This window comes from Citrobacter braakii (assembly GCF_009648935.1).
GTDB classification, from domain to species: domain Bacteria; phylum Pseudomonadota; class Gammaproteobacteria; order Enterobacterales; family Enterobacteriaceae; genus Citrobacter; species Citrobacter braakii.
This window is the reverse complement of the sequence record NZ_CP045771.1, coordinates 3,382,150-3,401,090: the sequence shown is the minus strand read 5'-3', so window position 1 is coordinate 3,401,090 and position 18,941 is coordinate 3,382,150. Positions and strand designations below refer to the sequence as shown.

Below are 18,941 nucleotides of genomic sequence, written 5' to 3'. Positions count from 1 at the left end.
GTAACTTATGCGGATTCTCGTTCCACCAGGTGAAATCCAACATCAATAATATCGTCTTCACGCGGAATTTGTTCGATACGATCGGCAAGCAGAGAGGCGGCGCGTTGTCCAATAGCCCGTCTGTCGACGCTGACGGTGGTGATGGCAGGTCGGTTACTGGCGGCAAAGTCGAGATCGCCAAAACCGATTACCGCTAATTCCTGCGGCACGCGTAGACCACGGCTTTCGGCTTCCATGATCGCCCCCTGGGCTAACGTATCTGAGCTACAGACGATGACATCAAACGCGCGTTCAGCCAATAGCTGTGCCAACCCGCTACGCCCCAATGCCAGAGAGGCAGGAAGCGGGACATCCACCTGTGCACCAGCCGCAATACCATGACGGCTCAGCGCATCGCACAGTCCTTGTTTACGCTGGCCAGCCCGGCGATCGGCGGTCCATAGCAAACCAGGACGGCGATACCCTTTTTCCAGCAAATAGTCTGCTACCGCCTGCCCGACTTTTTCATGCGAAAACCCCACCAGCATATCGATGGGCGTTGGCGTTAAATCCCATATTTCCACGACCGGGATGGCCGCATTAAGAATCACCTTTTTCAGCTCAGCGGTATGATGGATACCGGTGAGCACTACACCATCCGGGCGACGAGAAAGCAGCGTCGCCACCAGCTCAGCCTCTGTTTGCGGCGTATAACCCGACACGCAGAGCAAGATGTGGTATCCGCGTTCAGCCAGTTCATCGCTTAATGACTGGATGGTATCGACAAACATATTGTTGTTAATTTGTGGGACAACCACAGCGATAAGCTTACTGCGACGCGACGCCAGCCCCCCGGCCAGCGCGTTGGGAATATAGCCAGTGGCGCGTACCGCCTGCATCACTTTTTCTACTGTTCTCGGGCGCACCAGTTGCGGGGTATTCAACGCCCTGCTCACCGTCATGGGCGACAATCCCGCGGTACGGGCAACATCTTCCAGCGTGGGTGCGCGCGGAGGTCTGGGATTTTTCACTGTCGATGCCCTTGTCAAAAATCGCTGATTTATCCTGGCATTATTCATCATGATTTCGGCTATTGCCAGCGCCCCTCTACGATAACGCTGAGAAAACAGCAGCTTAGTTAATTAGCGCCATCTGAAATGATAGCGCCATCATAATGACTTGTGCATTTACCCATAAAGTATTGGAATGTGATGCTGTTTACAAGTTACTGCCCTTTTGTCTCAGTATTTGTGAGCGATTGTTCAAAACGCATTCAATTCGCTGGCGCAATGATTGCGCTAACACTAAAAATGTTAGCGCAATCATTTGTTATCACCAGGAGAGATTAGAATGTCTTTAAGTGCGAATTCCGATGCCGTAACGTATGCCAAATCAGCCAATGCAAAAACCGCGGCTGAAACCGGCGACCGTATCGAGTGGGTTAAGCTGTCCCTGGCTTTCCTTCCTCTGGCAACACCCGTGAGCGATGCCAAAGTGCTGACCGGTCGCCAGAAACCCCTAACCGAAGTTGCCATTATTATCGCGGAGATCCGCAGTCGCGACGGGTTTGAAGGCGTTGGATTTAGTTACTCCAAACGGGCTGGCGGCCAGGGAATCTATGCTCATGCCAAAGAAATTGCCGATAACCTGTTAGGCGAAGATCCAAACGATATCGACAAGATCTACACCAAGCTGCTGTGGGCTGGCGCTTCCGTAGGGCGCAGCGGCATGGCGGTTCAGGCTATCTCCCCTATCGATATCGCCTTGTGGGATATGAAGGCCAAGCGTGCAGGGTTGCCGCTGGCAAAACTATTGGGTGCACACCGGGACTCCGTGCAGTGTTACAACACCTCCGGCGGATTCCTGCATACGCCGCTGGATCAGGTGCTCAAAAACGTCGTTATTTCCCGTGAAAACGGCATCGGCGGCATCAAACTCAAGGTTGGTCAGCCAAACTGCGCCGAGGATATTCGCCGCTTAACCGCGGTGCGTGAAGCGCTGGGCGATGACTTCCCGCTGATGGTCGATGCCAATCAGCAGTGGGATCGAGAAACCGCCATTCGTATGGGACGAAAAATGGAGCAGTTCAATCTGATCTGGATTGAAGAGCCTCTGGATGCCTACGATGTGGAAGGTCACGCCCAACTGGCCGCCGCGCTTGATACCCCGATTGCTACCGGTGAAATGCTGACCAGCTTCCGCGAACATGAACAGTTGATCCTCGGTAATGCCAGTGATTTTGTGCAGCCCGATGCACCGCGTGTGGGGGGAATTTCACCGTTTCTGAAAATTATGGACCTGGCGGCGAAACACGGTCGCAAACTGGCTCCGCACTTTGCCATGGAAGTTCACCTGCATCTGTCCGCCGCTTACCCGCTTGAGCCATGGTTGGAACATTTCGAATGGCTGAACCCGTTATTTAATGAACAGCTTGAGCTGCGCGATGGGCGGATGTGGGTTTCCGACCGTCACGGTCTGGGGTTCAGCATCAGCGAGCAGACGCGCCGCTGGACGCAATTAACCTGCGAGTTTGGTAAACGTCCTTAATTTATTTGGCGGGTAAGTAATACCCGCCCTCTTCCCTACAGAAACGCTCTCAACCTTATGAAAGGAGTGGGTGATGAACACAATAATAAAGCGCACAAAAGTGCGTTACGGTATTTTGATATTTCTGTTTCTTGCCACCGTATTTAATTACGCCGATCGCGCGACGTTATCCGTCGTGGCTCCGATTATGAGCAAAGAATTAGGTTTTGATCCCGAAGCAATGGGGCTGGCCTTTTCTGCCTTCGGTATTTCTTATGTCATTATGCAATTGCCTGGCGGCTGGCTACTTGATCGCTACGGTTCTCGTCTGGTATACGGCTGCGCCCTGATTGGCTGGTCGCTGGTGACCATGTTTCAGGGCACCATTTATCTGTATGCCAGTCCACTTGTGGTATTGATAATCTTACGTTTACTGATGGGTGCCATTGAGGCTCCGGCCTTTCCTGCCAACAGCCGATTAAGCGTACAGTGGTTTCCTAATAATGAACGAGGCTTTGTCACCTCAGTTTACCAGGCCGCGCAATATATCTCGTTAGGGGTAATTACACCGTTAATGACGATTATTTTGCATAATCTCAGCTGGCACTTTGTTTTTTATTACATCGGGGCGATTGGCGTTATTCTTGGCATCTTCTGGCTGGTAAAAATCAGAGATCCTATGCATCATCCGAAGGTAAACCAGCAGGAAATTGACTATATCCGGGAAGGCGGTGGCGAACCGTCGCTGGGAAATAAAAAAGAGCCACAGAAGATTACCTTTGCGCAAATAAAAAGCGTCTGCGTCAACCGCATGATGATTGGCGTTTACATCGGGCAGTTCTGCGTGACGTCAATCACCTGGTTCTTCCTGACCTGGTTTCCTACCTATCTGTATCAGGCTAAAGGAATGTCGATCCTTAAAGTGGGGTTTGTCGCCAGTATTCCTGCTATTGCCGGTTTTATCGGTGGATTGTTAGGGGGCGTTTTTTCAGACTGGCTATTAAAGCGCGGCTACAGCCTGACGGTTGCTCGTAAGCTACCCGTTATCTGCGGAATGTTACTTTCCTGTGTCATCGTTATCGCTAACTACACCTCGTCAGAATTTGTGGTTATCGCGGCGATGAGTCTGGCATTTTTCGCCAAAGGCTTTGGCAATCTGGGGTGGTGCGTACTTAGCGATACTTCACCAAAAGAAGTGCTCGGCATTGCTGGCGGCGTATTCAATATGTGCGGCAATATGGCGAGTATTATCACGCCGCTGGTGATCGGCGTCATTCTGGCGAATACCCAGTCATTCGATTACGCCATTCTGTACGTCGGTTCGATGGGGCTGATTGGCCTGATTTCTTATCTGTTTATCGTGGGGCCACTGGATCGTATTACGCTGAGCCCGTCCGTCGCGTAATGTAAGCTTATGGCGATAGTTCGCCCGCTGTTCCGGGATTTGCACTCCTGCGGAACAGCGTTTTTTTGTTTAAATAATCTTATTATTTTTCAGTACAGTACGCAGTCGCGGGTGCTGGCAAACCGCGTCGGCGATAGCGCTGATATTGGGCGTGTTGTCCTGAAACCAGTCATGCCCCGGCCCCCAGGTGCGCATAACGGCAATATAAACGTCCAGCAGTGTTAGCTGATCGCCAAACGCGTACGGCTCAGCGCTTAGCTGGTCGTTCAGCCACATATAAAGTGATTTGCGGTACTCAATACAGTTCTTTTTTAACTGCGCCGCGGCGTCTGGTACCCAGTGTTGTGGATAATCGGCATAGGTAAACGTTGGATAGACATTTGCCACCAGCCATATCAACAGACGCTGAAACTGCTGGCGCTCAGCGTGCCCAACGGGTGGCGCAAGTTCAGGACAACGATCGAGGATCATCAGGGCGATCGCCGCCGTTTCCGTCATCACGTTACCATTTTCCAGTATCAGTGTGGGCACCTGGCACAACGGATTCATTTTTTTAAGCAACTCCCGCGAAGGCCCGTCGCGGTCAAAACCATCAACATCAATAAAGCTGTAAGGGATCTCCGCCAGTGTGAGCATCACTTCACTGATGGCCGATCCCCAGCCCGGCACCCCATAGACCCTAATCATGCTGCAACCCCCAAAGTTAAAACCCTAAGTGTAGAGCAGCATTCGTCAGTCTATGCAGACCTGCCTATCTTTCCCTGCAAGTTCACAGCACTTTCGACAAGAACTGCTGGGTGCGCGTGTGGCGTGGATGATTCAGCACCTGCTCGCTGCTGCCCTGTTCGACAATTTTGCCATCGACCATAAACACCACCTGATCCGCCACTTCCCGGGCGAACCCAATCTCGTGCGTCACCACAACCAGCGTGGTTCCCGACTGCGCCAGTGCTTTGATGACATCCAGAACTTCGCCTACCAGTTCAGGATCCAGCGCTGAAGTGGGTTCATCAAACAGCATAACGCGTGGATTTAGCGCCAGCGCACGGGCAATAGCGATACGCTGCTGCTGACCGCCGGAGAGATGACGCGACCAGGCATCGGCTTTATTACGCAGGCCAACGGCATCAAGCAGAGTTAATGCCCGCTCGGTGGCGGCTTTACGCGATGCCAGACCGTGCGCAATGGGCGCTTCAATCAAATTCTCCAGCACCGTTAAGTGCGGAAAGAGGTTAAAATTCTGGAATACATAGCCGACGTTAACGCGCTGGCGCAAAATTTCCGCCTCTTTCAGCTCATACAGCTTGTCTCCCTGCCGACGATAACCAATGTAATCGCCATCGATTTGAATAAACCCTTCATCGACGCGCTCCAGATGGTTGATCGTCCGCAAGAGTGTGGATTTCCCTGAACCGGACGGGCCAAGAATAACCGTTACCGTTCCGGGAGGGATCTCCAGCGATACATTATCCAGCGCTTTGTGGCGACCGAAGTATTTGCTGACGCCGGTAATGGAAATATGGCCTTCAGGCGAGTGGGACATGGACGGCCTCCTGCTGCGGACGTTGACGGTTGCGTTTTTCTGCACGGCTCACCCGGGCGGTATTGATTGCTGAACGTCGCTCGCTGCGGGCCAGCGCGCGTTCCACCAGGTGCTGAATTAACGACAGGACGCTGGTGATCACCAGATACCACACCGCACCCACCATCAGCAGCGGGATCACTTCCTGCGTGCGGTTGTAGATCATCTGTATGGTGTAGAACAGCTCAGGCATTGCCAGCACGTATACCATCGCCGTCCCTTTCGCCAGACTGATGATTTCATTGAAGCCAGCAGGCAAAATGGTGCGCAGCGCCTGCGGCAGAATAATCCGCAGCGTACGTCGCCATGCGGGTAAGCCCAGCGCTGCCGCTGCCTCGTACTGGCCGTGGTCAACCCCTAAAAATCCACCACGAATAATTTCAGCGGTATAGGCGCTTTGCACCAGCGTCAGGCCAACCACCGCGGTGGAAAACTGGCCGAGCACATTGATGGTCTCAAAACTGCCCCATTGAATGGGAGTAAACGGAATACCAATCGCCAGCGTGTCGTACAAATAGGAGAAGTTGTACAAAACGATGAGCACCACAATCAGCGGTAACGAACGAAACAGCCAGATGTATCCCCATGCCAGACCGTTCAGCAGCCAGGAAGATGAAAGCCGTGCCAGCGCCAGCAGACCACCGATGATAATACTCAACAGCGTACCGATAAGCGTCAGTAGCAGAGTTTGCCCAAGGCCGGACAAGATAACCGGATCAAAGAACCAACGGGCAAACACGCCCCATTCCCAGCGCGGATTAAACGCCACGGACTGGATAATCACCGCCAGGACAAACAAGGCAATGACTGCTCCTGCGGTGCGCATGGGATAGCGCGCCGGTACGACTTTAATACTCTCCGTCGTTTTCATCTTCTCTCCTCAGGCTATTCTGGCCTGACCGGCGATGGTCAACAGTTTGGTAAAGCGCAGCCGGCCATCAAACGGTGGCAGGCTGTACTCTTCGGGATCGCGCGCTGTATCAAATTGCGGATCGTAGCCCTGGCTTAAATAAAGTCGCACGGCCTCCGGCTGGCGAAATCCCGTGGTCAGATAAATCCGGCTGTAGCCCGCCAGCAGCGCCCTGCGTTCCAGCTCCTGCACCACGCGCGCCGCCAGCCCCTGCTGGCGCAGGCTGCTTTTCGTCCAGATGCGCTTAATCTCGGCGGTGTCTTTGTCGTAAGGTTTGTAGGCCCCGGTGGCGATAATCTCGCCGCTGCGCTCCAGTACCACGAAAAGTCCCTGCGGTGCCAGATACCATTCGGTCAGCTCCACTTCAGCGTCGCGAGAAAAATAATCGCCATAGCGGGCGGCATATTCACCGAACAGACCATTCAAAATTGGCTGCAGCTCGCTGGCTTCAGGTGAGACCACGCGAAATTGATCGCTCACGATGACCTCCTTAGTCGCCTAAACCGGCCGGGTTGATTTCAGATTGCGGAATACGTTCCACCCCTTCTCCCCAGCGGTTCAGCACCTTGTCATAGTCGCCGTTGCCAATTACGCCGTTGAGGGCGGTTTGTACCGGCAGAACCAGACCGCTGTCCTTTTTCAGCGTCACAGCGATGTGTGCCGCTTTTGGCCAACCGCCATCAACGCTGCCCACCCGTTGCGTTTTTCCGTTGAGTGCAGCTTTCCACGCGCCGATAACGTTAGGACCGAAGTAAGCATCGGCACGGCCTGACTGCAGGGCCAGGGTTTGCGCGGCATCATCTTTGGTATACACCGGCGTAAACGGCTGCAACCCTTTCTTCACGTTCTCATCGTTCCAGGCGAGCAGGATGGCTTCCTGATTTGTCCCCGAACCGACGATGATACGCAGACCGGCGATATCTTCTGCCTGCTCGATTTTCTTCAGCTTACTGCCGGTTTTGACATAGAAGCCAAGGGAGTCCTTACGATACGTCGCGAAATCGAATTTCTCTTTGCGGGCTTTGGTGACGGTAATATTGCTGATCGCGGCATCATATTTGCCGGACGTGACGCCCAGCGGCCAGTCTTCCCATGACGTGGGCACGACGTTGAGTTCCAGCCCCAGACTGTCAGCCACCAGACGAGCGATGTCCGCCTCGCTGCCGATCAGTGTCTTATTGTCATCGGCAAAGACGGTCAGCGGCGGCTGGCTTAACCCGGCAATCGCCACGGTGAATTTACCCGGTACGGCCAGGTGCAGATTCGCGGGCAACTGCGCAATCGCCTGCGGATTTTTTGCCGTATTGATTGGCGTTTTATTGGCTTCCAGGCTTACGCCCGTACCGTTAATAGTCACATCATTTGCCCAGACGTTAGCGCTGAAAGCCAGTGACAGCGCGAGGAAGACTGATTTTTTCTGCATAGCGTTTTTCTCTTATTGTGTGAATTGGTTTGCAGGTGTCGCGAGTCCCAGGCTTGCGCGCAGGGTCGTACCGGGATATTCATGGCGGAACAGGCCGCGCGCCTGAAGCACGGGGACAACCTGTTCGACAAAACGTGGGAAGGTATCTGGTGTTCCACCCTGGATGATAAAACCGTCTGCGGCTTTTTCGTCGAACCACTGCTGAAGACCATCGGCAACCTGTTGCGGCGTACCGCTGAAACGTGGCCGTGGACTGGCCGCTTCCAGAGCAACCTGGCGTAGCGTTAAGCCACGCTCACGCGCGTTGCGTTTGATCTCATCAGTCGTACTGCGAAAGCTGTTTTGTCCAAGGGAACCCAAATCCGGGAACGGTGCGTCCAGCGGATATTGGGCGAAATCATGATGTTCAAAGTAGCGGCCCAGGTAGTTCAGCGCGTCGGTAATAGAGACCAGCGCAGCGGTAGTCTGATACTGCTGCTCAACATCCTCAACGCTGTCGCCAACAATCACGCTGACGCCCTGGAATATATGCAGTTGTTCGGGATGTCGCCCGGCGGAGGCCAACTGGCTTTTTACATCCTGATAGAACTCTTTGGCCTCCGCCAGCGACTCCTGATGGGTAAAAATAGCATCGGCATGCTGCGCCGCTAATTTCTTACCATCCTGTGAAGCGCCCGCCTGGAATATAATCGGACGGCCTTGTGGCGTGCGCCCAATATTTAACGGCCCTGCGACCTGAAAATAATCTCCATGATGGTTAAGCGTGTGCAGTTTTTGCGGATTAAAAAATTCTCCGCTTGCCTTATTACGGGTAAAAGCATCATCTTCCCAGGAATCCCACAGTCCTTTCACCACCTGTAAATATTCATCGGCGATACGATAACGCAGGGCATGTTCTGGATGCTGGGCACGTGAATAGTTCTTTGCCGAACCCTCCAGAGGTGATGTGACCACGTTCCATCCGGCTCGCCCCTGGCTGAGATGATCAAGGCTGGCGAACTGCCGTGCGGTAGTAAACGGCTCGCTGTATGACGTGGATACCGTGCCAACCAATCCCAGATTTTGGGTAATGCTGGCCAAAGCAGATAATACCGTCAGCGGCTCAAAGCGATTTAAAAAGTGTGGGATTGATTTTTCATTAATATACAGACCATCGGCGACAAAAATAAAATCCAGCTTCCCTTTTTCCGCAATAAGCGCCGTCTCTTTGACAAAATCAAAATTAATACTGGCATCGGCCTGTGCCGCTGGATGACGCCATGCGGACATATTTCCCGCTGCGCCATGCAGAATAGTGCCGAGCCGTAGTTGCCGATTTTCAGCCATAATAACCCCTACCCAACAGGTAAACTTAAAGATGTGCGAATGCCGTTTTTGCTAGCTGTGCAAAGTAATGCGCGGCAGGCTCAATTAAACGTTCGTCCGGATTAAAGCCCGGGTGATGTAATCCGTATTCACTGGCGCTGCCAATACTGACAAATGCGCCAGGCGTATTTTGCAGATAGACAGCAAAATCCTCGCCGCCCATATGCAGGTCGGCATGGTGGGTGGTGTAGCCTGATTGTTTCGCCACGGCGGTGGCGATATCGGCCCAACGAGCATCGTTTACCAACGCGGTCGGCCCCGCATGCCAGATAACGTCGATTTGTGCGCCAAAGGCGTGGGCAAAACCGGCGGCGATGTCATTAACCCGTGCTTTAACCTGCTGTTGCACCGAAGTCCGGTGCGTTCTGAGCGTCCCTTCCAGCTCAACGGATTCTGGCAACACATTCCATGTATTTCCTCCCTGAATACGGGTCACGCTAAGCACCACTGAATCCAGTGTGTTAACGTCGCGACTGGCAACGCTTTGCAACACCGTGACCAGTTGGCTGGCGAGCAGGATGGCATCTCTGCCTTCATGCGGACGCGCCGCATGTGCGCCCTTGCCATTAATACGCAGCACGAAGCGATCGACGTTGGCATAGAACGCGCCGCCGCGTGTGGCAAATTCCCCCACTGGTAAACCTGGCTCATTGTGCATGCCAAAAATAGCCGCAACGTTGTGCAGCGCACCGGCGCGGATCAGTGTTTTTGCGCCACCGAAACTCTCTTCAGCGGGCTGAAACAAAATACGTACGCGCCCTGGTAAGTGTGTTTCCTGTTGTTTAAGCAGCAGCGCGGCGCCCAGCATGACGCTGGTGTGAACGTCATGTCCGCAGGCATGCATCACTCCCGGCGTGAGGGAGCGAAACGGCACATCGGCGCTTTCTTCTATCGGTAGCGCATCGATATCCGCTCGCAGCGCGATGACCTCTTCTCCCTGCCCGATTTCCGCGACCAGACCGGTTTTCAGGTCGAACGGCAAAATCTCGACGTCCGCTGCGTGCAGCCAGGCGTGAATGCGCGCCGTCGTTGCCGACTCTTGCAGGGAAAGCTCCGGGTGCTGGTGTAATTCACGACGCCAGTTGATAAGCGTTGAGGCCAGAGTCATCAGAGCACCTCCACGGCGTTATGGGCTTGCGCCAACAACCGCAGCGATGTCAGACGCGCGTGACCTTCCGCGACTGGCGTGTCGATAATGAACTCCTCAATGCCAAATTGCGTATGCAGGGCATTCAGCTTTGCCATCACCTCCTGAGCCGTGCCGTGTAACAACGCCTGCTCACGACGCGCGATTTTGCGTGGCGGACTGCCGGCCTGCGCGGCGAATGCCAGCGCCTGCTCTTCGCTGGCTACCGTGAAACGTTGACCATTCTCCAGCTCCACGCCCCAGATTTGCACGTTTTCCGCAAGCTGCGCGGCGGTATCGTTACTGTCAGCCACAATCACCTGGACGGCAACTATCGTCGGACGTGCGCTGTGGGCCTGCCAGAAGGACAAAACGTCACGCAATAACGCGCGGTCACCGTTGAGGTGTGCCGCGAAGATAAAATGCCAATTGAATTGCGCTGCTAACTGTGCGCTTTGCACACTGGCTCCCAGGACAAATCCTTCCGGCGGTAACGGTGGGATTGGCGTCGGAAATACCGTTTCCCCGCTTTCCGTGCCGCTCAGCGTCAGCCAGTCGTTAAGCTGGGAAAGTTGGTCGGCAAAACTGCCTTTTTCATCCTGATGCACTCCTTGCTGTAGTGCCTGAGTCGACAGTGGTAAGCCGCCAAGGGCTTTCCCTACGCCGAGATCGACACGCCCGGGTGCCAGCGAGGCCAGAAGATTGAAGTTTTCCGCCACTTTGTACGGGCTGTAATGTTGCAGCATCACGCCACCGGAGCCTACGCGAATACGCTGGGTTTGCCCGAGGATCCAGGCAATCACCAGCTCCGGTGATGGGCTGGCCAGCTGTGGCGTATTATGGTGTTCCGCGATCCAGAAACGATGGTATCCCCACTCTTCTGCCCGCTGCGCCAGACGTAACGTCCGGGCAAGCGCCATCGCGGCGGTTTCACCTTCCCCGAGGGGGCTTTTATCCAGAATACTCAGGCGATATGACATCTTACGGGCCTATGCTTGTTAACATGTCATTATTATTAAATTATCAGATAACCATGCAGAAACATTTAATTCACATTTGCTCAGCTAAAAAGTAGATAACCAACCCTGACGCTGTCAGGGTTAAAATTCGGATCGCCTTGTACTGGTCGGAACACGAAACTGGAAACACGCGGAATGTATGGCCTACAAAATATAATAGGGTCGTTGGTCTCACGGGAATAACATCCAAATCATTTCATGCCAGTTTTCTTTTCGCGAAAACGTTTTTTAACGCGATTTACGTTAAGTCAGGTTAAATGACTTAAAACGTTATGCGGTTGTATAAAATGTTTCAGTTTTATGACCCTGAATGAATATTCCACAGAGATTTTTTAATTTAAATACTTCCACAGAAATGATGATTAGTAGAGAATGCAGCGTTTCTTATTAAAACGGTTTAAAACGGCTTTTTAATATTCCTCCCGATTTTATTGCGGGAATTTTTGTATGGATTATACATATCATTATGGGGCCTCTATGAAAAGTAACATGCCCGTTACACAAATTGAGCACGCACTTAACGACAAAGCGACGCTGCTTTCAACGACGGATAAAGAAAGTCATATTACCTACGCTAACTCTGCTTTTATCGATGCCAGCGGATTTAACGAAGATCAATTAATGGGCGAAGCGCATAATATTATTCGCCATCCTGACATGCCTCCCGCTGCATTCGCCGATATGTGGTACACGCTACAGCAGGGAGACAGCTGGACGGGTATGGTGAAAAACCGCCGCCAAAATGGTGACCATTACTGGGTTCGCGCCAACGTTACGCCGGTCTGGCACAATGAAAAACTCACCGGTTACATCTCGGTGCGTACCGTTCCTTCGCGTGATGAAATAACTCACAGCGAAAGTTTATACCAAAAAATGAATAGTCAGCAGTTTAAAGGCTTTCGACTTTTTAAAGGGATTATCATTCGTCGCGGCTTATTGGCATGGACTTCCATGTTTAAATGGCTGAATATCAGCCAGCGCGTCAATTATTCTTTAGGGGTGACGGCCCTGCTCGCTTTGTTATTTATCTTCGCCCCGTTTAATCCATTTATTCAGTCGGGGGGCTTGCTGGTGTTATTTCTGGCGCTGGCTATTTACCTTAAGTATCAAATTTGTCAGCCAGTTAATACGCTCCTGACGCAAATGAAGAAAGTGGTGTCCGGACGTAAACCTGATAACTGTCATTTAAATCGGGTGGATGAGATCGGAATGCTAATGCGACTGGTTAATCAGTCCGGACTTAATCTGAGTTCTCTGGTCGATGACGTCAGTACGCAAATTTCCGGTATTCGCGCTATCAGTCAGCGGGTGTCAAAAGAAGGTACGGCGCTGCATCAGCGTTCAGAAGAAACCTCTGCCGACCTGCAACAAACCGCTGCGGCCATTGAAGAAATTGGTAGCGCGGTACAACAAACCGCTGAAACGGCGGCACATACCATGACCATGGCCGATAAAACCAGCGCCAACGCTGCAGAAGGCGGCGATATCATGAAACAAACTATCGCCATGATGCAGGCGATATCGCGTGACAACGGGCAGATCGTTGACATCATTGGCGTGATCGACAGCATCGCCTTTCAGACCAATATTCTGGCGCTTAATGCCGCGGTTGAGGCCGCGCGAGCCGGGGAATCCGGGCGTGGCTTCGCCGTTGTCGCGGCAGAAGTCCGCAATCTGGCCCAACACTCTGCGTCTGCGGCAAAAGAGATCAAACAGCTTATTGAGAAGAACGTCGCCAATGTTAATAGCGGCGTCAAAATGGTGGAACAAACGGAAACGCATCTCACCGGGATGATTGGGGATGTACTGCAGATGTCGATGATGATCAAAGACATTAGTCTGGCCACGCGTGAGCAAACCCAGGCTTTGGATCTGATTAACGATTCAATTTCACGCGTTGGCACCATGACACACAATAATGCCGAGATGGTGGAGCGCGTTACCGACGCCACCGCCGATCTGACCCAGCGTTCATCACGCTTACAGCAGGCCGTTCAGGTCTTTGGCGTATCGGCATAACGTTACGGCGCTTATTGGGTGAATGTCTCGATAAGCGCACTCCTCTACAGGTATAAACGCCCTTCTCTTTTATTGGCTGAATCGAGGCCACACCGCGCCAGTACCGGCTGCATAAAAATGCTGAATTCTTGTTACCGGGCTTTGCGGAACCAATCAATTGAATGTAGGATGCTCGGCCGGCAGTTTTCCCCCGTAACACAATGAAGGGTAAGGCTGTTTTCGCCGCAGCAGGTGCGGCAAAAAGGATGTTGTATTTTTGTCAGGTCAACAGGAATCGTAATGAACACAAACAACACGCAAGCCGCGGAACAACATGCGGCGAAACGACGCTGGTTGAATGCTCACGAAGAGGGGTATCACAAAGCGATGGGCAATCGACAGGTACAAATGATCGCCATTGGCGGCGCAATTGGTACCGGGTTGTTTTTAGGGGCAGGCGCACGCCTGCAGATGGCCGGCCCGGCTTTGGCGCTGGTCTATCTGGTATGCGGTATTTTTTCGTTCTTTATACTGCGCGCGCTCGGCGAACTGGTTTTACATCGCCCTTCCAGCGGTAGCTTCGTTTCCTACGCCCGTGAATTTTTAGGTGAGAAAGCCGCCTATGTGGCTGGCTGGATGTACTTCATCAACTGGGCGATGACCGGCATTGTCGATATCACCGCGGTGGCGTTGTATATGCACTACTGGGGCGCATTTGGCGACGTGCCGCAGTGGGTGTTCGCCCTCGGCGCGCTGGCTATTGTCGGCACCATGAACATGATCGGCGTGAAGTGGTTCGCGGAGATGGAGTTTTGGTTTGCGCTGGTTAAGGTACTGGCAATTGTGATTTTCCTGGTGGTGGGTACCGTTTTTTTAGGTACCGGAAAGCCGCTGGATGGTAACGCCACGGGTTTTCACCTGATTACCGACAACGGCGGCTTCTTCCCGCATGGCTTGTTGCCTGCGCTGGTACTGGTACAGGGTGTTGTTTTCGCCTTTGCCTCTATTGAACTGGTGGGTACCGCCGCCGGTGAGTGCAAAGATCCGCAAACGATGGTGCCGAAAGCAATCAATAGCGTTATCTGGCGTATTGGTCTGTTCTATGTGGGTTCTGTCGTGCTGCTGGTTCTGCTACTGCCCTGGAACGCCTATCAGGCGGGGCAAAGCCCGTTTGTGACCTTCTTTTCCAAACTGGGCGTGCCGTACATTGGCAGTATCATGAATATTGTGGTGCTCACCGCGGCGCTTTCCAGCCTTAACTCAGGGCTGTACTGCACCGGGCGTATTTTACGCTCCATGTCGATGGGCGGTTCGGCACCGAAATTCATGGCTAAAATGAGCCGTCAACAGGTGCCCTGGGCCGGGATCCTCGCCACGCTGGTCGTGTATGTCGTCGGGGTATTCCTGAACTATCTGGTGCCGTCACAGGTGTTTGAGATCGTGTTGAACTTCGCGTCACTGGGCATTATTGCGTCATGGGGATTTATCATGGTCTGTCAGATGCGTCTGCGCCGGGCCATAAAAGAAGGTAAAACGGCAGACGTCAGCTTTAAACTGCCGGGCGCACCGTTTACCTCGTGGTTAACGCTGCTGTTCCTGGTGAGCGTACTGGTATTGATGGCGTTTGACTATCCAAACGGCACCTATACCATCGCGTCATTACCGCTGATTGCCATCCTGCTGGTCGCGGGCTGGTTCGGCGTGCGTAAACGCGTTGCAGAGATCCACCGCACCGCGCCATAACGGCAGAAGGCCTGACAGGTTAATCCTTCAGGCCTTCTTTTTTAGTTCGCTTCAATCAACTGCGCTACGTCGTTGCTGTTAATTTCCCGCGCATTCCCATCCTGATCGGTATAGCTGGTCATTCCCGTGTCTTTATCCAGTTTTGGCTTACCCTGGGTGGTGATGGTTTGTCCGCTTTTGGTCGTCATGACGTAATCGGTGGTGCATCCTGCCAATGTAAACAGCATTACGCCTGCACAAAGACAGATAAATGGCTTTTTCATGGTATTCCCGTGTTATTCAGTTAGCCGTTGAGGGCGTAGTGTAAGTCCCTGAAGTGGGTCAGGCTACTGGCGGGGTGTAACGAGGCGTATCGGGGGATTTAGAGAAGTGACAGGAGGGGTTTCCCCCTCCGGTTAATTACAGCGCAATACGAATAACATCGTCCGGCTGGGTGGCTTCCTGCTCGCGGGTGGACTTCTGTTTCACGCTCACGTACAGGGTTTTACCGTCGGCGGAGAGCGCCAGGCTATTCGGGAATGTTGGGGTCTCGAACGTTTTAACGACTTTATAGCTTTTCGCGTCGATCACGCTCACTTTGCCGGCCTGACGATGGGTCACGTAGGCCTCGTTACGCGCCGGGTTAAACAGCACGGCCAAGGATTCCGGCGCGGCGACTTTTGCCAGGACGTTGCCATTACGGGTGTCGATTACCAGCACTTCCGCCGCTTTAGAGTCGGTGACAAAGGCGCGGTTGCCCGCCGTGTCCAGGCTCAGGTTGATGAAGAAATGCTCTTTTCCATCATCCAGCAGCTTTTTACGGCTGAGAATTTTGTTGGTGGTGGTATCAATGGTGATGAATTCACCGTCCGCATTGGCGGTGTACAGGCGTTTAGCCTTGCTGTCGACAGCCAGAGCGGTGCTCATTTTGCCGGTATTTTGAATGGTGTCCTTCAATTTAATGGCATCACCGTCCACCACCCAAATCACGCTCTCTTTACCAATACCGCTAATGTATACCGTGTTGGTGGCGTCATCGGCGACCAGCTCACGCGGCTGCAGTGGGCGAACGTCTTCAGAACGCTTACGCGCATCCAGCACCAGACGTCCTTTCACCGCGCCCGTTTTGGCATCCATTGCCGTCACCGCGCTGTTTACCGTGTTGCCGAACCACAGCGTTTGCGTGGCGTTGTTGATGGCGGCGCCAAACGGTTTGAGATCGTTATGAATAACCTGAGTCACTTCGAGGGTGACCGGGTCAAGACGGTAAACCACCCCGCCGGTATCCAGTTTGCGGCTCTGCGAAGTCGCCAGCCACAGCGCGTTCTCTTGCTGACTGTATGCCATTTCATAGGCGCCTTTGCCCACGGCTTTGCGCAGCAGTTCTTCTGCAGCCTGCGTAGTAAAAGATGATGCAACGAGCAGTGAACCTAACAGTAAAGAACCACGCAGACGCGGCGAAAACAGATGACGTAAAGACATGACGACTCCCTTTGATAAATTCGTTTGTTACTGCTTCACATAGCTTCAATGAGCAAAATCATGGTTTTGCCTTTTTTAAGAATGAGAATAGTAATCATTATTCATCTCAAAGTGGAGCACTTCTTCACATATTGACTACAATCGTTGTCATTGCCCGAAAAACTAGCGCAATTCAGCAGCGCTAAAATTCATCTTTTATAAAAAAATTCACGCGCTTATCGCTGGTGTTACGGCGTAAGCATCATTAACTGGCCTTGTTCATGACGATTTTTTCAGCCCGCTACACTGCACTTCCTGTTTCTTTACTGCCTGTCTTCCTCTCGCCTTATGCCGTGGCAGAAAGTGAGATAAACGATCAAACGCTGATCGTTAGCGCGACACCACAGTCCGTTTCTGAACTGGACACCCCTGCCGCCGTCAGCGTCGTTGACGGAGAAGATATGCGTCTGGCAACGCCGCGAATTAACCTGTCTGAATCCCTGACCAGCGTCCCTGGGCTACAGGTGCAAAATCGGCAAAACTACGCCCAGGATCTCCAGTTGTCGATTCGCGGATTTGGTTCGCGAACCACTTATGGCATCCGCGGCATTCGTTTGTATGTCGACGGGATCCCGGCAACCATGCCGGATGGGCAGGGTCAAACATCCAACATTGATATCAGCAGCGTACAAAATATTGAGGTTTTACGCGGCCCCTTCTCTGCTCTGTATGGCAATGCGTCAGGTGGAGTGATAAATGTCAGCACTGAAACGGGACATGAGCCGCCAACCATTGAAGCCAGCAGTTATTACGGCAGTTTTGGCAGTTGGCGCTACGGGTTAAAAGCAACGGGCGCACTGGGCGATGGCACACAGCGAGGGGATGTGGATTACACCGTTTCAACAACCCGGTTTACCACCCATGGTTATCGCGATCGCAGCAGCGCACAAAAAAATCTGGCCAATGTCAAACTGGGCGTGCGCATGGACGATACGAGCAAACTAACCCTGATTTTCAATAGCGTAGAGAGTAAAGCTGACGATCCTGGTGGTCTTACCGAGTCGGAGTGGCAGGCCAATCCGCAGCAATCTCCCCGCGCTGAGCAATACAACACGCGAAAAACCATCAAGCAGACCCAGGCGGGGTTTCGCTATGAACGCCAGCTTAGCGCGAAGGATGAGATCAGCATCATGACTTATGCAGGCGAGCGTGAAACCACTCAGTATCAGTCGATCCCGATGGCCCCGCAGTTAAAACCCTCTCATGCCGGAGGCGTTATTACCCTGCAACGTCATTATCAGGGGATAGATAACCGCTGGACTCACCGTGGCGAGCTGGGCGTACCCGTGACCTTCACCACCGGTCTGAATTACGAAAACATGAGCGAAAACCGTAAAGGCTACAACAACTTTCGCCTTGATGATAGCGTGCCAGAATATGGTCAGAAAGGCGACTTACGACGTAACGAACGTAACCTGATGTGGAATGTCGATCCCTATCTGCAAACCCAGTGGCAATTAACGCAGAAACTCTCGCTGGATGCCGGGGTTCGCTACAGTTCGGTGTGGTTTGATTCTAACGATCGCTATATTACGCCTGGTAACGCAGATGACAGCGGTGACGCCAGCTATCACCAGTGGTTACCTGCTGGATCGTTAAAATACGCCATCACCGATGCCTGGAACGTCTACCTGGCCGCAGGACGCGGGTTCGAAACGCCCACCATCAACGAGTTGTCTTACCGCTCCGACGGCCAAAGTGGGATGAATTTTGACCTACAGCCTTCCACAAACGATACCGTGGAAATCGGCAGTAAAACGCGTATCGGCGATGGGCTGTTCACCGCAGCGCTATTCCAGACCGATACCGATGACGAGATCGTGGTTGACAGCAGTAGCGGCGGGCGGACAACCTACAAAAACGCTGGAAAAACCCGCCGTCAGGGAGGTGAGTTATCCTGGGACCAACGCTTTGCCGCAAGCTGGCGCGTAAAAGCTGCATGGACCTGGCTGGATGCGACCTACCGCAGCAACGTCTGTGGCGATAAAAACTGCAACGGCAACCGCCTGCCTGGCATTGAGCAAAACATGGGATTTGCTTCGCTGGGCTACGTGCCTGATGAAGGCTGGTATGCGGGAACTGATGTTCGTTATATGAGCAACATTATGGCCAATGATGAAAATACGGCGCAAGCCCCGTCCTATACCGTAGTGGGTTTAAATACCGGCTATAAATTTTATTACCGCAGTCTGATGATCGACCTGTTCGGTCGGGTGGATAATCTGTTTGATAAGTCCTACGTCGGTTCGGTGATAGTGAATGAGGCAAATGGTCGATATTACGAACCGGCGCCAGGACGAAACTATGGCGTAGGGATTAATCTGGCCTGGCGTTTTGAGTAACACTGGCGGGAATGACTCCCGCC

At 52.8% G+C, this 18,941-nt stretch carries 14 protein-coding genes and 1 pseudogene; 5 read left to right on the top strand and 10 right to left on the bottom strand.

Annotation, left to right across the window (positions count from 1 at the left end):
• Positions 1 to 5: 5 nt before the first annotated feature.
• Positions 6 to 1,058 (bottom strand): LacI family DNA-binding transcriptional regulator, encoded by a 1,053-nt coding sequence (locus tag GFC06_RS15865; RefSeq protein WP_233628821.1) that lies wholly within the window; start codon positions 1,056 to 1,058, stop codon positions 6 to 8.
• A 271-nt stretch (positions 1,059 to 1,329) separates the two neighbouring features.
• Here GFC06_RS15865 and GFC06_RS15860 point away from each other — a divergent pair, with 271 nt between their 5' ends.
• Both GFC06_RS15860 and GFC06_RS15855 read left to right on the top strand, forming a co-directional pair.
• Positions 1,330 to 2,526, top strand: a complete 1,197-nt coding sequence (locus GFC06_RS15860; protein WP_016153126.1) for an L-talarate/galactarate dehydratase — start codon at positions 1,330 to 1,332, stop codon at positions 2,524 to 2,526.
• A 73-nt stretch (positions 2,527 to 2,599) separates the two neighbouring features.
• Positions 2,600 to 3,910, top strand: coding sequence for an MFS transporter (locus tag GFC06_RS15855; protein WP_016153127.1), 1,311 nt, complete (start codon positions 2,600 to 2,602; stop codon positions 3,908 to 3,910).
• Positions 3,911 to 3,979: 69 nt separating this feature from the next.
• On the opposite strand, the gene GFC06_RS15850 is transcribed toward GFC06_RS15855, so the two are convergent.
• From GFC06_RS15850 to GFC06_RS15815, 7 genes and pseudogenes are all read right to left on the bottom strand, one after another.
• The gene (locus GFC06_RS15850) at positions 3,980 to 4,597 is read right to left on the bottom strand and encodes a glutathione S-transferase family protein (protein ID WP_153690363.1); all 618 of its coding nucleotides are present in this window, start codon (positions 4,595 to 4,597) and stop codon (positions 3,980 to 3,982) included.
• Positions 4,598 to 4,679: 82 nt separating this feature from the next.
• A complete protein-coding gene (locus GFC06_RS15845; protein ID WP_016153129.1) occupies positions 4,680 to 5,453 on the bottom strand; it encodes an amino acid ABC transporter ATP-binding protein in 774 nt (257 codons plus the stop codon).
• Positions 5,437 to 6,363: an amino acid ABC transporter permease gene (locus tag GFC06_RS15840; RefSeq protein ID WP_016153130.1), complete on the bottom strand. Its 927-nt coding sequence runs from the start codon at positions 6,361 to 6,363 to the stop codon at positions 5,437 to 5,439. Before GFC06_RS15840 ends, GFC06_RS15845 begins: the two co-directional genes overlap by 17 nt.
• 9 nt (positions 6,364 to 6,372) lie before the next feature.
• A complete protein-coding gene (locus tag GFC06_RS15835; RefSeq protein ID WP_016153131.1) occupies positions 6,373 to 6,882 on the bottom strand; it encodes a GNAT family N-acetyltransferase in 510 nt (169 codons plus the stop codon).
• Positions 6,883 to 6,892: 10 nt separating this feature from the next.
• Positions 6,893 to 9,151 (bottom strand): annotated as a pseudogene (locus GFC06_RS23410) (NtaA/DmoA family FMN-dependent monooxygenase).
• A 25-nt stretch (positions 9,152 to 9,176) separates the two neighbouring features.
• Entirely contained in the window at positions 9,177 to 10,298 is a 1,122-nt protein-coding gene (locus GFC06_RS15820; RefSeq protein WP_047417406.1) for an amidohydrolase, read from the bottom strand.
• Positions 10,298 to 11,296: an MsnO8 family LLM class oxidoreductase gene (locus GFC06_RS15815; protein WP_153690362.1), complete on the bottom strand. Its 999-nt coding sequence runs from the start codon at positions 11,294 to 11,296 to the stop codon at positions 10,298 to 10,300. The genes GFC06_RS15820 and GFC06_RS15815 overlap by 1 nt, the downstream gene beginning before the upstream one ends.
• A gap of 516 nt (positions 11,297 to 11,812) precedes the next feature.
• Between GFC06_RS15815 and GFC06_RS15810 the strand changes: the two genes are divergently transcribed.
• Together GFC06_RS15810 and ansP are read left to right on the top strand one after the other, a co-directional pair.
• Positions 11,813 to 13,354, top strand: coding sequence for a methyl-accepting chemotaxis protein (locus GFC06_RS15810; protein ID WP_047498614.1), 1,542 nt, complete (start codon positions 11,813 to 11,815; stop codon positions 13,352 to 13,354).
• A 279-nt stretch (positions 13,355 to 13,633) separates the two neighbouring features.
• Positions 13,634 to 15,076 carry an L-asparagine permease gene (gene ansP / locus GFC06_RS15805; protein ID WP_047358134.1) on the top strand — a complete coding sequence of 481 codons (1,443 nt, stop codon included), beginning with the start codon at positions 13,634 to 13,636 and terminating at the stop codon, positions 15,074 to 15,076.
• Between the two features lie 41 nt (positions 15,077 to 15,117).
• Here ansP and GFC06_RS15800 read toward each other — a convergent pair whose 3' ends face one another.
• A complete protein-coding gene (locus GFC06_RS15800; RefSeq protein ID WP_003020157.1) occupies positions 15,118 to 15,339 on the bottom strand; it encodes a YgdI/YgdR family lipoprotein in 222 nt (73 codons plus the stop codon).
• Between the two features lie 136 nt (positions 15,340 to 15,475).
• The gene (yncE, locus tag GFC06_RS15795) at positions 15,476 to 16,537 is read right to left on the bottom strand and encodes a 7-bladed beta-propeller protein YncE (protein ID WP_153690361.1); all 1,062 of its coding nucleotides are present in this window, start codon (positions 16,535 to 16,537) and stop codon (positions 15,476 to 15,478) included.
• A gap of 260 nt (positions 16,538 to 16,797) precedes the next feature.
• On the opposite strand from yncE, the gene pqqU reads away from it, so the two are divergent.
• Positions 16,798 to 18,918, top strand: a complete 2,121-nt coding sequence (pqqU, locus tag GFC06_RS15790) for a TonB-dependent receptor PqqU (protein ID WP_153690360.1) — start codon at positions 16,798 to 16,800, stop codon at positions 18,916 to 18,918.
• Positions 18,919 to 18,941 lie beyond the last annotated feature (23 nt).

Coding starts and splice junctions, on each gene's coding strand:
- GFC06_RS15845 (WP_016153129.1), bottom strand. CDS start 5,453: ATGTCCCACTCGCCTGAAGGCCATATTTCCATTACCGGCGTCAGCAAA.
- GFC06_RS15820 (WP_047417406.1), bottom strand. CDS start 10,298: ATGACTCTGGCCTCAACGCTTATCAACTGGCGTCGTGAATTACACCAG.
- ansP (WP_047358134.1), top strand. CDS start 13,634: ATGAACACAAACAACACGCAAGCCGCGGAACAACATGCGGCGAAACGA.
- GFC06_RS15840 (WP_016153130.1), bottom strand. CDS start 6,363: ATGAAAACGACGGAGAGTATTAAAGTCGTACCGGCGCGCTATCCCATG.
- pqqU (WP_153690360.1), top strand. CDS start 16,798: ATGACGATTTTTTCAGCCCGCTACACTGCACTTCCTGTTTCTTTACTG.
- GFC06_RS15800 (WP_003020157.1), bottom strand. CDS start 15,339: ATGAAAAAGCCATTTATCTGTCTTTGTGCAGGCGTAATGCTGTTTACA.
- GFC06_RS15865 (WP_233628821.1), bottom strand. CDS start 1,058: ATGAATAATGCCAGGATAAATCAGCGATTTTTGACAAGGGCATCGACA.
- GFC06_RS15860 (WP_016153126.1), top strand. CDS start 1,330: ATGTCTTTAAGTGCGAATTCCGATGCCGTAACGTATGCCAAATCAGCC.
- GFC06_RS15810 (WP_047498614.1), top strand. CDS start 11,813: ATGAAAAGTAACATGCCCGTTACACAAATTGAGCACGCACTTAACGAC.
- GFC06_RS15855 (WP_016153127.1), top strand. CDS start 2,600: ATGAACACAATAATAAAGCGCACAAAAGTGCGTTACGGTATTTTGATA.
- yncE (WP_153690361.1), bottom strand. CDS start 16,537: ATGTCTTTACGTCATCTGTTTTCGCCGCGTCTGCGTGGTTCTTTACTG.
- GFC06_RS15815 (WP_153690362.1), bottom strand. CDS start 11,296: ATGTCATATCGCCTGAGTATTCTGGATAAAAGCCCCCTCGGGGAAGGT.
- GFC06_RS15850 (WP_153690363.1), bottom strand. CDS start 4,597: ATGATTAGGGTCTATGGGGTGCCGGGCTGGGGATCGGCCATCAGTGAA.